The sequence below is a fragment of the Bifidobacterium margollesii genome, assembly GCF_002860355.1.
In the GTDB taxonomy this organism is placed as follows: Bacteria; Actinomycetota; Actinomycetes; order Actinomycetales; family Bifidobacteriaceae; genus Galliscardovia; species Galliscardovia margollesii.
This window is the reverse complement of record NZ_NMWU01000011.1, coordinates 68,669-82,679: the sequence shown is the minus strand read 5'-3', so window position 1 is coordinate 82,679 and position 14,011 is coordinate 68,669. Positions and strand designations below refer to the sequence as shown.

Genomic DNA, 14,011 nt, shown 5'->3' with positions numbered 1-14,011 from the left:
CGCGGTAACATCGTGAAGTTGTGTGTTCAAGCCGGGGATTTCCCGACGGGGACACGGGAAGACTTGAACAAACAGTAAGTCAGAGGAGTCCATCATGGCAGCTCGTTGTGCAGTGTGCGGCAAGGGTCCGCAGGTCGGATACACCGTTTCTCACTCGCATATCCGCAACAAGCGCCGCTTCCTGCCGAACCTGCAGTCGGTTCGCACCTCCGTGGATGGCGAGAACGTTCGCCTGCGCGTGTGCACCTCCTGCCTGAAGGCCGGCAAGGTTCAGCGTGTCGCCTGATTGCGCATTGCGTAGCAACCGTAACCCTCGGAATTGCATGATTCCGGGGGTTTATTGTTAGTGCACCCGCCGATGACGTCAATCATCCGCTGATGATGTGCACCCGCTGGTGGCGGTCGCATCTCCGATCATCCGCAGTCAACGAAACGGGAGGTCCCATGGCTGTTTCACTGGATTCCGCGATCTCGTCGCTGATGACGAACAAACGACGGGTCGGTGCGCTCAAGTCGCTGGGCGTGACCACGCTCGGCGAAGCGTTGACGTACTACCCGTTCCGAGTGACCGATCCCGTGCCGGTGACGCCGATCGCCCGGATGCGCATCGGCATCAAGGCCGCGTTTCCGGCCACCGTGCGGCAATTGCGCGTGATGCCGATGAATGCCCGACGCGGATTCCGGGTGGAGGCGTTGGTGGACGATGCCGACGTGCAGGGCGAAGCGTCTGCGATGCCGGCTTCCGCGAGACTGGTGTTCTTTTCGCACAACAAGGGGTATGCGGATTGGATGGGCTCGCGGCTGAAGGCCGGTTCGGTGATCGTGGCGGCCGGCGAACCAAGCGAATTCAACGGGCAGCTGCAGTTCACCCATCCGGACGTGGTGGTGGTCAGCGATCCGGAAGGCCATGCGGCGGAAGTCGATTCGCTGGAATCCGCACTGGCCAAGGTCTCCCGGCCGCAGCCGGTGTATCACGCCAGTTCGCGGATTTCCAGCGATCATATTCACGAATCGATTCTGGGATTCCTGCGCCTGCTCGCCTCCCAGGAGGCCTCTCAGGGTGGTTCGCCGGAGGGTGTGTCTGACCCTGCGGCTGCCAGCGAGGTCGGGTCGGTGTCCGCAAACTCGGTGTCCGCAAACGGTGTGCAGCCGCAGCCGGCGATCGACTCGGTTTCGATTGACCCTGCCTGCCTGGAGCAGACCATCGTCGATGTGCTGCCGGAATCGGTGCGGGAACGGAACCATCTGCTTCACCGGGCCGAGGCGTTTGCGGCCATCCACAATCCCGATTCGGTGCAACGGTTCCACGAGGGCATTCGTACGCTGCGATTCGAGGAGGCGTTCGTCTCCCAGGTCTCGCTGCTCAAGGCCCGTGCGGCCAGCGGTGAGATCGAGGCGTTCGCATGCCCCTCGCCCAACGGGGACGTGGCTTCGGCGAAGCAGCGGTTCATCTATTCGCTGCCGTTCGACCTCACCGGCGGCCAGCGGAAGGTGATTGACGACATCACCACCGATATGTCGAAATCGTCGCCGATGCAGCGGCTGCTGCAGGGCGAGGTCGGTTCGGGCAAGACGGTGGTGGCCGTCGCCGCCATGCTGCAGGCCGTCGACGCCGGTCATCAGGCGGTGCTGGTCGCGCCGACCCAGGTATTGGCCGAACAGCATTACGAGGGCATCTCCCGCATGCTCGATGGCATGGAGGGGGACGTTGTTCCGGTGCTGCTGCTCACCGGAGGCATGAAGCTCGCCCGACGCCGGCGCGTGCTGGCCAAGGCGGCCAGCGGCGAGCCGTGCATCGTGGTGGCCACGCACGCCGCGTTCTCCAAGACGTTCCAGGCGCCGAACCTCGCGCTGGCGGTGATCGACGAGCAGCATCGGTTCGGTGTGGAGCAGCGTGAGACGTTGCGGCGTAAGTCGGAGAAGGCTCCTCATCTGCTGGTGATGACGGCCACGCCGATTCCGCGCACCGCGGCGATGACATGGTTCGGTGATCTCGATATCTCCTGGCTCACCGAGCTGCCCGGCGGTCGCAAGCCGATCCGCACGGTGGTGGTTCCCGAGGCGGATGGTCCGATGATGGCCCGTATGTTCGTTCATATCCGCCGCCGAGTGGATGCGGGGGAGCGGGCGTATATCGTCTGCCCGCGCATCGAGGAGAATCCGGACGACGATGACGTTCCCGCCGTGGTGGCAGGTGGCGCTGTGGCCGGTGGCGCTGCGCCGGGCCGTGGTGAGGCGTCGAAAACCGGCTCCGGCAGGACGGCTAACCGGAGCCGCGGAGAGGAGACCGGTCTGTTCATCGAAGATCCGTTCGATGACGCTGGGGAGGACGGCGAAGCCAAGCCTCCGCTCCACTCCGTGGAGGAGATCTCCCGGCGTCTGGCAGGACTGCCGCAGTTCAAGGGCATCGCAATCGCCACGCTGACCGGTCGGGACGACGACGAAACCAAGAAACAGGTGATGGACTGGTTCTCCAACGGTGAAACGCCGGTGCTGGTGGCCACCACCGTGATCGAGGTGGGTGTGGATGTGCCGCAGGCCAGCTGCATCGTGGTGTTCGACGCCGACCGGTTCGGTCTCTCGCAGTTGCATCAGCTGCGAGGTCGCGTCGGCCGTGGCGGTACGAACAGCTGGGCGTTCCTGATCTCGCGTGCCGAGCCGGATTCCATTGCGGCTCAGCGGCTTGAGGTGATTCGCACGTCCACCGACGGGGCGGACATCGCGCAGGCCGATCTGGAGTTGCGCGGGGCCGGCGACGTGTTGGGCGACGCGCAGTCCGGCGGACGATCATCGTTGAAGCTGCTGCGCGTGGTGAAGGACGCCGATATGATCGCGCAGGCGCGTGAGCAGGCCCGCGAACTGCTTGATGCCGATCCGGATCTGGCCGGTGCCACGCAGCTGGCCGGCGCCGTGATTGATTTCACGCGCGGCAACGAGCGGTTCATCACCAGTACGTGACCGGGCGGAGTATGAGCCTTGCTTCCTGCCCTGCTTCCGGCCGTGCATAATGGGATCCATGCGTATTATTGCGGGACGATTCAAGGGTTTTGAGCTTACGGCGCCGAAGACCGGCACCAGACCGACCACCGACCGGGCCAAGGAGGCCATATTCTCACATTTGATATCCATCGGTGCGGTGGGTGACGCCCGAGTGCTTGATCTGTTCGCCGGCAGCGGCGCGCTTGGCGTGGAGGCGCTGTCTCGTGGCGCGAAATCCCTGGTCGCCGTTGAATCGGCGGGGCAGGCGGCGGGCCTGCTGAGCCGGTCGTTCAGCAAACTGAGGCAGTCTCGTGCCTGGACGGCCGATCTTAGCGTCCGTGCGGTGAAGGCCCGCGCGGAAAAGTTCGTCGCCACGCCCAATGGTCCGTTCGATCTGGTGTTCATCGATCCGCCGTATGCGTTCGAAACCGAGTCATGCAACGAGCTGCTGCGTGATCTGACGGCCAACGGCATTATCGACCCGCGTGGGGTGATCATGCTGGAACGGTCGGTTCGATCGGACGATCCGATGGCACCTGAAGGCTGGGAGATCACGCAGACCCGTACCTACGGCGAAACCGCCGTCTTCTATGTCGAACACTGTCTGGAGGAGTAGCTCCCGCTGGCGGGAGCTGTCAGGCTCTGCCTGACTGAGGGTGGTCGGGCTCTGCCTGACTGTGGATTCCTGACTGCTGTGTCGTTCGCCACCCCCAGTACGCCTTCGGCGTCCAGCCCCCCGCCGGCGGGGGCGAAGCTGGTGGGACGCCCGGCTCGTCATGCTCCTGCCGGTCCAGCCCCCGCCGGCGGGAGCGGTTCATACTTGCCTTCCCCCTTGGGGGAAGGTGGCCGGCGAAGCCGGACGGATGAGGGGCCTCGGAACGGATGAGAGAGGAACCGGCTCGACGGGACGGTCCGCTCCTAGAAATACCGCAGAGGAAGCCGGTCCGGGGGAATCTGACGTGGATGATGGCCGGAGACCTCCCAGCCGAGCAACATCAGCGTCTTGCGATCGGCCTTGCTCAACGCCTTGCAGTCGAGGCTTTCGATCAGATCGGGGCGGATGCGGGCCGTGCGCTCCAGAGCCTCGTCGCGGCGATAGCGGTCGACCTTGCCGTGGTCCCCGCTGGTGAGCACGTCCGGCACGGCGATGCCCCTCCACGAGGTCGGTTTGGTGAACTGCCGGTGTTCCAGCAGCGGATCGCCGGTATACGATTCCTCCACGATCGATTCAGGATTGCCCATGAATCCGGGCAGCAGACGCACGATCGCCTCGATCATCGCGCTCACCGCCACTTCGCCGCCGTTGAGCACGTAGTCGCCGATCGAATACTCGCGGACCTCAACGCCCTGCCGCGCGTAGTATTCCGGCACACGCGCATCGATGCCCTCGTACCGACCGCAACCGAATACCAGACGGCCGACCCGGGAAAGCTCGGTGGCGTCCCGCTGCGTGAACAGGGGAGCCGAGGGATTCGGAAAGATCAGAATCGGCTTGACCTTGACCTTGTCCGTGCCGGAGTCGGAGCCGGTGCCGGGTTCGTTTGCGGAGTCCATGCGGTCGCTGCCGGCCGGGTGCTTCGGCACCGGGAAGTCGTATTCCGGTACGTTGTAGCCGGCGTCCTCGCCGTACAGCGAATCCAATGCGGCGATCAGCTCCTCGGGGGTCTTTTTGGCGTCGAGCAGCTGACGGCGATTGGCGTCTTCCGTCTCTTCGGTGCTGCTGCCGTCGGGGTAGGAGCCGGTGCGCACGTTTTCGGTCTTATCGTCGGTGTCGTTACCATCGGCTCCAAGGTCGGCGCCGGATTCCGGCCGGTGGGCCGCCGATCCGTTTCGCTGATCGGCGGCCAGCGTGGCCGGATCCTGGGTCAGCGTGGGTTCGCCATCCGACTCCGTGAAGTCCACGGCGTTCATCCCCAGCAGATCATCCAGACACTGCGCCCACACCTCGGGCTTCATCACCATTCCCGCGCCGCCGCCAACGGGCGTGTCGTCCACGGAGTGATGCACGTCGTGCGTCCAGTCGCGCAGATTATGAGTCCGCACGTCGATGAGGCCACGTTCCTGCGCCTTGCCCAGCAGACTGAGCTTCAGCACGTCAAAATACTCCGGAAACACGGAAACGATGTCAATATGCATACGCTCCAGACTACCGGCCCCGCAAGTCAACGCGGATTGCGCGGCGCCCGCAGCTCGTACCGCCATGCGAAGGCGGCGAGCAGCAATGCGGCGATGCAGGTGAACGGGATGCCGGCGCCGGAGGAGAGCCGGTAGTTCATGGCGGTGGCGTTCAGCGTCATGCCGCCGATCGCGGCACCGATGGAATTGCCGAGATTGAAGCCGATCTGCACCAGCGCCGATCCGATCATCTCGCCGCCGCCTTCGCCCACATCCACCATGAGCAGCTGCTGCGGCGCGTTGACGAAGAACATGCTGAACGAGCACAGGAACGTCAGTGCCGCGGCGAGCGGCATCGAGCCGGGCGCGAGCATGACCAGCACCAGACCGAGGCAGCTGATGGACTGGCCCACGGCCGACGATCCGCCGTTGCGCCAGCGGTCGCCCAGCCGGCCGCCGCAGATACCGCCGACCACCATGCCGAAGCCGGCCAGTGCCATCAGCAACGGCGTGGCGCCCGAAGGGAATCCTCCGACCGTCGTGAGCCACGGCGACACGTAGCTCCACCAGCAGAAGATGCCCGTATTGCCGAGCAGCACCGCGCCGACGATCATCCAAGGGCCGGGCTTGGTCAGGAACCGGAACTGGCCGAGCAGACCGGCATCGTGAATGGCGGGTAGTCTCGGCACCCACAATCGCATGACCACGAGCGCGCCGATGGCCCAGACGCCGAGGAACGCGAAGGCGATGCGCCACGAGAGGAATTCGCCGACCATGGTGCCCAACGGCACGCCGAGCATGTTGGCGATGGTCTGCCCGGTGAGCGGAATCGAGACGGCGCTCGCTTCGCGACCGGGCTGTGCCAGCGCCTTGGCTACGATGGCCGCCACGCCGAAGAACGCACCGTGCGGCAGTCCGGAGATGAATCGGGCGGCGAGCAGCATGACGTAGCTCGCCGAGCATGCGGCCATCAGATTGCCGATGGCGATAAGGGCGGCGAAAGCGAGCAGCAGCGTGCGTGGCGGGATGCGCCGCCCGAACACCAGAAACAGCGTGCCGACGCAGACGCCGATCGCATAGGCGGAGATGAAATGGCCTGCGGTGGGGATGCTCACGCCCATGCTCGCCGCCGACTGCGGTAGCACGCCCATCATCACGAATTCCGCAGCGCCCAGTGCAAACGTGCCGAACGCCAGCGCCGTCAGTCCCCGGCTCGCGTGTTTCGTCATATGATCTCCTGATCTCCGTCTCTGTTGCGGTTGCATTCATCGTCATCGGATCGTCATCGGATATTCGGCCGAATCGATCATGGGTAGCCCGTTCCGCGATGTTGATGGCGATCTGACCGCGTAGAGGCCAAGTCGTCGTTCGATGGTGTTGCGGGATGGCTCTCATGGGTGTATATTACCAAATTAGTACAAGGTTGTACTTGTCAAACGGTACTGATCGATCAAGGTTAACCATGTAAATGCTGTGCGAAAGCCTTGATTTTTGTGTGCCATAAAGAACAACGTTGTATTAACGTCGGGCAATACCCGGCGAACAATCCACAATGATGTGAAAGGAACCTCAATGACCGCAACCACCGCCAGCCACGGCAACGACTCCAACCCGACCTCCACCGCCCACGCCAGACTCACCGTCGATTCGGCGTTCGAGGTGGCCCCCGTCAACGACCGACTCTTCGGCTCCTTCGTCGAGCATCTGGGACGCTGCGTCTACGAAGGCGTCTATGAGCCGAACCACCCCACCGCCGACGAGAATGGCTTCCGTCAGGACGTGATCGATCTGGTCAAGGAACTCGGCGTGACCACCGTGCGCTATCCCGGAGGCAATTTCGTCTCCGGCTATCGCTGGGAGGACGGCGTCGGCCCGAAGGAGAACCGCCCCCGTCGTCTCGATCTGGCCTGGCACTCCACCGAAACCAACGAGTTCGGCCTGCACGAGATGGCGAAGTGGCTGGAGAAGACCGGCGGCAACGAGCTGATGGAGGCCGTGAACCTCGGCATGCGTGGCACCCAGGAGGCCCTTGACCTGCTGGAATACGCCAACATCCCCGGAGGCACCGAACTCTCCGAGCGACGTCGTGCCAATGGCGCCGACGAGCCCTTCAACATCCGCATGTGGTGCCTCGGCAACGAAATGGACGGCGACTGGCAGCTCGGCCACCTCAACGCCGAGGACTACGCTAAGAAGGCGCGCATGACCGCCCTCGGCATGCGGCAGATCGACCCCGATCTGGAACTGGTGGCCTGCGGCTCGTCCAGCCACGAGATGCCGGCGTTCGGCGAGTGGGAGGAGACCGTGCTCACCCACACCTTCGATCTGATCGACTTCATCTCCTGCCACGCCTACTACTGGCCGAAGAACGGCGACGTCACCAGCTTCCTCGCATCCGGAGCCGATATGGACTCCTTCATCAAGGATGTGGCCGCCGCCATCGACGCCACCAAGGCCCGCCTGAAGTCCGACCACGAGGTGTACATCTCCTTCGACGAGTGGAACGTGTGGTATCAGGATTCCGAGCCGTCGAAGAACCCGGAGGGCATCGGCAACTGGCCCGAGCATCCGCACCTGCTGGAGGACATCTACTCCGCCGCCGATGCGATGGTGTTCGGCGATCTGCTCATCACCCTGCTGAAGAACGCGGACCGTGTGCATGCCGCATCCCTCGCCCAGCTCGTCAACGTCATCGCCCCGATCATGACCGTGACCGGCGGCGACGCATGGCGCCAGACCACCTTCTACCCGTTCTCGCTCACCGCCAAGCACGCCAAGGGCGGCACGGTGCTGGAGCCGAAGCTCGCCTCCGACCGGCACCACACCGACAAGTACGGCGACGTGGACACGCTGAACGCCGTCGCGGTCCGTGAGGCGGACGGTTCCCTCGCCGTGTTCGTGGCGAACCGCTCGGCCGATCAGTCCGGCGAGTTCGAGATCGATCTGCCCGACGACGCCTCCTACACCGTCGTGGAGGCGCAGACCCTGCACGACGACGATCCGGACGCGCGCAACACCGCCGACGATCAGAACCACGTCGTTCCCGCCGTCAACGACACCGCCGTCCTCGACGCCGCAGCCGGCACCGTGAAGGTGAGCGTGCCGCCGATCTCCTGGACCGTCCTGCACTGCCGCTGAGCGGTATCCTGCCATCGGATCCTCAAGGGAATGGACCAATCATGAACGCCATGGCTTCCTCATCCTCCGTCACGTCCCAATCCGCGTCCCGGCCCGCGGCCAAGCCCGCCCCTCACTCCTTCCGTCAGCCGCTGACCATCAAGGATTACATCGGCTACGGCATCGGCGACACCGCCATCAACTTCACTTTCGCCTCGCTCAACCTCTACGTGGTGTACTTCTACACCGACGTGATCGGTGTGGCCGCCGGCATCATCGGCACGGTCATGCTGTTCTCCCGGTCGTTCGACGGCGTGATCGACATGGTGGTGGGTTCTCTGGTCGACAAGACCCACTCCAAGTGGGGCAAGGCGCGACCGTGGCTGCTGTTCGGCTGCGTGCCGTTCGCATTGTTCACGATCCTGCTGTTCACCGTGCCGGCGAGCTGGTCCGAAACATGGAAGGTGGGCTACATCTTCGTTTCGTACAACCTGCTGATGATCGCCTTCTCCTCGATGGCCATCCCGTACGGCACGCTGAATTCCATGGTCACGCAGGACCGCGCCCAGCGTGAGGGACTCAACCTGTGGCGCATGCTGCTGGCCCAGGTGGGCGTGCTGATCGTCACCAACTGCACCTACCCGATGGTGCAGCTGTTCGGCGGCACCCAGATGGCCTGGGCCATCACCTACGCCATCCTCTCCTGCATCTCCGTGCTGCTGTTCCTCGTGGTGTTTAAGACCCAGAAGGAGCGCGTGCACACCTCCGAAATGGAGGAGCAGGTGCCGCTGAAGGAGAGCTTCGGCGCGCTGCTGCAGAACAAGTACTGGTTCCTCGCGTTCTTCTACTTCATTCTGCTCACCATCGCGCAGACCCTGTATCAGGGCGGTCTGGTGTACTACGCCAAGTACGTGCTGAGCAACGAAGGCATCGTCGGCGTGCTCACCTTCGCCTACCTGATCCCGACCATGGCGGTGCTGCCGCTGTGTCCGAAGCTGTTCGGCAGGTTCGGCAAGACGGCCTGCCTGCTGGTGGGCACGGTGGTGTATGCGATCGGCTTCATCATGCCGGTGCTCAACCCCACCAATCTGGAGCTGTTCGTCGTCGCGCAGGTGCTGCGAGGTCTGGGACAGGGGCCGATCACCGGTGCCGTGTGGTCGCTGTTCCCCGACACCATCGAATACGGCTACTACAAGACCGGCGTGCGCAACGAAGGTCTGCTCTACTCCGGCGGTTCGCTCGGCCAGAAGATCGGTTCCGGTCTCGGCACCGCATTGGTGGGGTGGATCCTCGCCTTCGGCGGGTACAACGGTCTTGCGGCCGTGCAGACCCCGAGCGCGATCAACGCGATCTACCAGATCTCCCTGTGGGGTCCGGCGATTCTGCTGGCCGTGTGCGTGGTGATCATGTGCTTCTACGACATCGACAAGCGATACGACGAGATCATGGCTGGCGTGGCGAAGCGGCAGGCCGAGGCCGAGCGGCGGAATGCGAATGCGCACTGATCGCAGTTGGGTACGGTGATCGCGATCCTGCGCCGTGAATAGCGGGCGCGGCTGAACGAGGAGATGTCGTTCGGCCGCGCTTTTCGTATGTCATCCCCTATGATGGGATGAGGACGAAGATTTGTACGATCGTACATAACGGATGGGCGGTCGGACGCCTCGGAAAGGTGAAGCCGATATGCGCAAGCGCGTGACCATCAAGGACGTTGCACGCGAGGCGGGAGTGTCCATCAAGACCGTGTCGAACGTGATCAACGATTCGGGCAGCATGCGACCAGAGACCCGCAAGCGGGTGAAGGCCGTGATGGATGCAATGGGCTATCAGCTCAACGTGTCCGCGCGATCGCTGAAAACCGGCCACACCAAGGTGATCGGCATCGCCGTCGAGGAGTTCAAGCCGTTCTTTCTGCATCTCATCAACGCGATTTCCGATGCGGCTCACGCCCATGGGTACGGGGTGATCGTCAACACCCACGGCGGGCGACTCCGGCAGTTCCAGCAGGAGGCGAACATTCTGGCCGCGGACGGGTGGATCCTGCATCTTTCGCCGCATGCCCGCGATGGTTTCATCCATTCATCGTGGAACAGGCCGACGGTGCAGGTGGGTGAATACTCGACTGCCGTGCATTTCGACACCGTGGCGATGTCGAACCGGGCCGCCATGGATCAGATGACCGGACGGTTCCTTGATTCGGGATGTCGCAGGGTCGGGGCGTTCGGTGCTCCTGAATCCCTGATCCCGGCGATTCACGCGGCCCGGAACGGTGAGATGACCGCGAAGGCCCTGCTGGACATGGTATTCGCCGCGGTCGATGGTGCTGCCGACTTGCGATTGCAGGGATTCTGCGACGCATTCGTCAAACGCGGAATGATGCCCGATTGGGATCTGATCTGCTGCGACGATGCGTGGTCCACCAGCCGGGCGTTCGACATGACCGGAGCGATGCTGGATCGGACGGCCTCTCCGGACGCGATGGTGTGCTTCACCGACGAGATCGCCATCGGCGTGCTGCACGCCTGCATGAGCCGCGGACTGCGCGTGCCCGGGGACGTACAGATCAGCGGGCACGACGACATCGACGAAAGCCGGTTCGTCAATCCTGCGCTCACGACGATCGACCCCACGCTGCGCGAATACGCCAATGTGGCGTTCGACATGCTGCTTGAGCGGATTCAGGGATACGATGGTCCGCCGCGGTTCCATATGACCGGATACACGCTGGTGGAGCGGGACTCCACGCGGCTTACCGGTCCTGCAGCAGTCCGTTCGGGGGAGTGAGCACGAGGTAGCCTTCGTCGACGTTCACCTCGGGCACGATCTCCTCGACGAACGGCACCAGCGATTCGGCGCCGCTCGGCTCGGTGACGGTGAGCAGCCACTGGGCCGGATTCTCCAGCACGTCGGTCACCTTGCCGGCGATCTCGTAGCTGCCGGTTGGTTCGGTCTCGTAATCGGCGTAGATCCGCGCCTCCAAGCCGATCAGCTCCTCGGCGTAGAAGCCGTCGTCCTCATCCGACTCATCGGAACCGGCGCCGAACTCGTGGCTCGGCTCCACATACAGATCGGTGCCGTTCAACGCTTCGGAGGCGTTGCGGTCGGTCACGCCGGCGAACAGGACGATCCAACGGTCCCTGAACTTGCGGGAGCGTACGACGCGAAACTCGCGACCGTCGCGGGAAAGCAGCACGGAGTCGGGAGAGAACCGCTCCTCCGGCTCGTCGGTGAAGACGCGCACGTTGACCTCGCCCTTGAGCCCCTGCGCACGCCCGATACGACAAACCCTCAGCAGTTCACGCTGCTGAGGGTTGTCTGAGGAATGTTCAACCGTCGTCACGTTGGACGTCGTCGTAATCGCCATCGTCGTAATCCTTGAGTCCTCGGAAACTAACCCTTGCGGGCTACCATCCTAGCAATCAGGAACCGACAGGCGGACGATCAACGGGTGATCAACGAACATCCATGATGTCGACGCGCACCTTGTGGTCGGCCAGAGCCTGCACCACGGTGCGGATCGCGTTCGCGGTGCGACCGCTGCGACCGATGACGCGGCCGATGTCCTCCGGGTTCACCCGCACGCGAAGCAGTTCGCCGCGGTTGTTCTCGTGGGAGCGGACGGATACGTCATCCGGGAAATCGACGATGTTCTTGATCAGGTGTTCGACGGCTTCTGCGAGCATGATTACTCAGCCTTCTCCTCGGCGGCCTCTTCGGCCGGAGCTTCTTCGGACTCGGCGGCGGCAGCGGCCTCGGCCTCGGCCTTGGCCTTCGCCTCGGCTTCGGACTTGGCGGCCTTCAGCTTCTGAGCCTCATCGGCGGCAGCGGCCACGCGAGCTTCGGCGTCGGGACCTTCCTCGGCGACCTTCAGCGTGCCTTCGGCACCCGGCAGGCCCTTGAACTTCTGCCAATCGCCGGTGATGTTCAGCAGCTTGAAGACGGCTTCGGTCGGCTGTGCGCCAACGCCCAGCCAGTACTGAGCGCGGTCAGACTTGATCTGGATCAGCGAGGGCTGCTTGTTGGGATCGTAGATGCCGATCTCTTCAATGGTCTTGCCGTTACGGGCCTTGCGGGAATCCATGACGACGACACGGTAGAAGGCGTAGTGCTTCTTGCCCAGGCGCTTCAGACGAATCTTGGTTGCCAAAATGGCTCTCCTTATCGGATAGGGTTGCGGGTTTTCGGTTTCTGCGTGGGGCACGGAATCCGAGAGCCCACGTGTCCTCGCTCCCCGGGGTGTAGAGGGCGCCACGGTTCGCGAATAACAACTAATTAGTATAACCACACTTTTCCGATAGGAAAACCCAAAGCGAGTGTTGATTCGCCTTGGGTTTTCGATGCCGTAACCGAGTCGGTGTCGGATTGCGTTCGGTCATACGATCGTCAGATCCACGATCAGGGCCTTGTGATCGGCCCGGGGGATCTTCACCGTCTTGATGGCGGAAGGCTTCAGGCCGGGCGTATGCAGCACATGGTCGATTTCGATCAGCGCGGGGAATCCGGGCCAGGTGGCGGGGAAGGTGTTGTGCCAGCCGTGATGCAGTTCGAAGGAGCTGTCGGCCAGACCGGTGCCGCCGTATCGTTCCCCCAGCGCCAGCGCGTAGCGGAAACTGGGGTGGTAGACGCTGGCGTTCATGTCGCCGATCACCGCGGTGCGTGGCGGCTGCGCCACCGTGCCGGTGCCTTTGCCTGTTCCGGTGGTCTGCTCCACCTGCGTGGTGGGCGTGATCCCGGTGGCCTCGGCCTGCGAGACCAGCGCATGGCGGGTGGTGGGTTCGATGGCGAACAGGCCGAGGTTGCGGATGCCCTGACTCCAATCGGCACCGGAGCGGGCGGGGGACTTCGTGTGGACCGCGGCCACGGTGACGGCGGTGCCGTCCACGTCGATGGTGGCGCTCGGCACGGCCGCCGCATGGATGTTCAGCGTATCGGTGGAAAAATCGGTAATCCGGTATCGGCTCCAGATCGCGTTGGAGCCGCCGTTGTCGGTTTTCGCCTTGTCGCCGAGCACCAGATACGGCAGCTGATCGGCGATATGCGAATCCTGCATGCGTTTGACGAAGTCGTCGTTGATCTCCTCGACGGCGAGCACGTCGATATGATCCATCTCCACTTCGTGGACGATGGAGCCGGTGTCCGCACGACCGTACCGGGTGTTGAGATTCATGACGCGCAGGGTTGAACCGGTTTTCGCGGGCCCGGATTGCGGCGTCTGCGACGTCGTCCGCTGCGCGATGGTCTGTTTCGGCACGCCGAGTGCGGCGGTCCAGGAATCCGGGATCGGCATGACGTATCCGATCTGCCAGATCAGCTGCACGACGATCAGCATGACGGCGATGATCAGCTGCGGACGATGATGGGTGATCAGGGCGACGACCGCGATCAGCAGCAGCGGCACGACGAACAGCGGGATCAGCGCGATGGCCTCGGGCAGTGGTCGGAACCGTTCCGTGCCGGCGGGAAGATACTTCAACGCCATCCACAGAGCGATGACGATGACGCTGATCCAGAGCAGGATATTCATACGATGGGTCCTTGATCGATGGTTGCTTGATCGATGGTTCCTTGATGCGGCCGCCGAACGCGATGCCGATCGTGACGAGGATCGTGACGTCGATCGTGACGATGGGCGGCGGGAATGATTACGGGGTGAACGGCTGCCGGATTTTCGCGCATCGGCGCGGTCGAGCAGTTCCCGGCGCTGCGCGGCCCTTTGCTGACGTGTGGTCCGCGTATTCGGTGAAGTTGATTTTCTGGCCATGATTCGGTTGCTGAAACGAGGAGCTCCCTCCGTCTTGGA

The 14,011-nt window shown here is 63.5% G+C and carries 12 protein-coding genes; 6 read left to right on the top strand and 6 right to left on the bottom strand.

Annotated features, from left to right (window positions below):
* The first annotated feature begins 94 nt into the window (after window positions 1-94).
* The 3 genes from rpmB to rsmD all read left to right on the top strand — a co-directional run bounded on the left by rpmB (window position 95) and on the right by rsmD (window position 3,595).
* Window positions 95-286, top strand: a complete 192-nt coding sequence (rpmB, locus tag Uis1B_RS03915) for a 50S ribosomal protein L28 (RefSeq protein ID WP_100512281.1) — start codon at window positions 95-97, stop codon at window positions 284-286.
* 158 nt (window positions 287-444) lie between these two features.
* Window positions 445-2,958, top strand: a complete 2,514-nt coding sequence (locus tag Uis1B_RS03910; RefSeq protein WP_101615773.1) for an ATP-dependent DNA helicase RecG — start codon at window positions 445-447, stop codon at window positions 2,956-2,958.
* A 58-nt stretch (window positions 2,959-3,016) separates the two neighbouring features.
* Entirely contained in the window at window positions 3,017-3,595 is a 579-nt protein-coding gene (rsmD, locus tag Uis1B_RS03905) for a 16S rRNA (guanine(966)-N(2))-methyltransferase RsmD (RefSeq protein WP_101615842.1), read from the top strand.
* A gap of 302 nt (window positions 3,596-3,897) precedes the next feature.
* Here rsmD and trmD read toward each other — a convergent pair whose 3' ends face one another.
* Window positions 3,898-5,115, bottom strand: coding sequence for a tRNA (guanine(37)-N(1))-methyltransferase (gene trmD, locus Uis1B_RS03900; RefSeq protein WP_101615772.1), 1,218 nt, complete (start codon window positions 5,113-5,115; stop codon window positions 3,898-3,900).
* Between the two features lie 26 nt (window positions 5,116-5,141).
* Window positions 5,142-6,323, bottom strand: coding sequence for an MFS transporter (locus tag Uis1B_RS03895; RefSeq protein WP_101615770.1), 1,182 nt, complete (start codon window positions 6,321-6,323; stop codon window positions 5,142-5,144).
* A gap of 343 nt (window positions 6,324-6,666) precedes the next feature.
* On the opposite strand from Uis1B_RS03895, the gene arfA reads away from it, so the two are divergent.
* From arfA to Uis1B_RS03880, 3 genes are all read left to right on the top strand, one after another.
* Window positions 6,667-8,232, top strand: a complete 1,566-nt coding sequence (gene arfA, locus Uis1B_RS03890; RefSeq protein WP_101615768.1) for an arabinosylfuranosidase ArfA — start codon at window positions 6,667-6,669, stop codon at window positions 8,230-8,232.
* A 41-nt stretch (window positions 8,233-8,273) separates the two neighbouring features.
* Window positions 8,274-9,716, top strand: a complete 1,443-nt coding sequence (locus tag Uis1B_RS03885) for an MFS transporter (protein WP_101615766.1) — start codon at window positions 8,274-8,276, stop codon at window positions 9,714-9,716.
* A 178-nt stretch (window positions 9,717-9,894) separates the two neighbouring features.
* A complete protein-coding gene (locus Uis1B_RS03880) occupies window positions 9,895-10,995 on the top strand; it encodes a LacI family DNA-binding transcriptional regulator (RefSeq protein ID WP_165782718.1) in 1,101 nt (366 codons plus the stop codon).
* Here the strand turns inward: Uis1B_RS03880 and rimM are convergent.
* From rimM to Uis1B_RS03860, 4 genes are all read right to left on the bottom strand, one after another.
* Window positions 10,961-11,575, bottom strand: a complete 615-nt coding sequence (gene rimM / locus Uis1B_RS03875; protein ID WP_101615762.1) for a ribosome maturation factor RimM — start codon at window positions 11,573-11,575, stop codon at window positions 10,961-10,963. The two genes, Uis1B_RS03880 and rimM, sit on opposite strands and share 35 nt — an antisense overlap.
* Window positions 11,576-11,663: 88 nt before the next feature.
* Window positions 11,664-11,894: an RNA-binding protein gene (locus Uis1B_RS03870; protein WP_101615760.1), complete on the bottom strand. Its 231-nt coding sequence runs from the start codon at window positions 11,892-11,894 to the stop codon at window positions 11,664-11,666.
* 2 nt (window positions 11,895-11,896) lie between these two features.
* Window positions 11,897-12,358 carry a 30S ribosomal protein S16 gene (gene rpsP, locus Uis1B_RS03865; RefSeq protein WP_101615757.1) on the bottom strand — a complete coding sequence of 154 codons (462 nt, stop codon included), beginning with the start codon at window positions 12,356-12,358 and terminating at the stop codon, window positions 11,897-11,899.
* Between the two features lie 225 nt (window positions 12,359-12,583).
* Window positions 12,584-13,735 carry an endonuclease/exonuclease/phosphatase family protein gene (locus Uis1B_RS03860; protein WP_101615756.1) on the bottom strand — a complete coding sequence of 384 codons (1,152 nt, stop codon included), beginning with the start codon at window positions 13,733-13,735 and terminating at the stop codon, window positions 12,584-12,586.
* Window positions 13,736-14,011: the final 276 nt, after the last annotated feature.

Bases quoted from the DNA above. Each gene is read 5' to 3' on its own strand.
- rpmB (WP_100512281.1), top strand. From the start codon at position 95: ATGGCAGCTCGTTGTGCAGTGTGCGGCAAGGGTCCGCAGGTCGGATAC.
- rimM (WP_101615762.1), bottom strand. From the start codon at position 11,575: ATGGCGATTACGACGACGTCCAACGTGACGACGGTTGAACATTCCTCA.
- Uis1B_RS03870 (WP_101615760.1), bottom strand. From the start codon at position 11,894: ATGCTCGCAGAAGCCGTCGAACACCTGATCAAGAACATCGTCGATTTC.
- rsmD (WP_101615842.1), top strand. From the start codon at position 3,017: ATGCGTATTATTGCGGGACGATTCAAGGGTTTTGAGCTTACGGCGCCG.
- Uis1B_RS03860 (WP_101615756.1), bottom strand. From the start codon at position 13,735: ATGAATATCCTGCTCTGGATCAGCGTCATCGTCATCGCTCTGTGGATG.
- Uis1B_RS03885 (WP_101615766.1), top strand. From the start codon at position 8,274: ATGAACGCCATGGCTTCCTCATCCTCCGTCACGTCCCAATCCGCGTCC.
- arfA (WP_101615768.1), top strand. From the start codon at position 6,667: ATGACCGCAACCACCGCCAGCCACGGCAACGACTCCAACCCGACCTCC.
- Uis1B_RS03895 (WP_101615770.1), bottom strand. From the start codon at position 6,323: ATGACGAAACACGCGAGCCGGGGACTGACGGCGCTGGCGTTCGGCACG.
- trmD (WP_101615772.1), bottom strand. From the start codon at position 5,115: ATGCATATTGACATCGTTTCCGTGTTTCCGGAGTATTTTGACGTGCTG.
- Uis1B_RS03880 (WP_165782718.1), top strand. From the start codon at position 9,895: ATGCGCAAGCGCGTGACCATCAAGGACGTTGCACGCGAGGCGGGAGTG.
- Uis1B_RS03910 (WP_101615773.1), top strand. From the start codon at position 445: ATGGCTGTTTCACTGGATTCCGCGATCTCGTCGCTGATGACGAACAAA.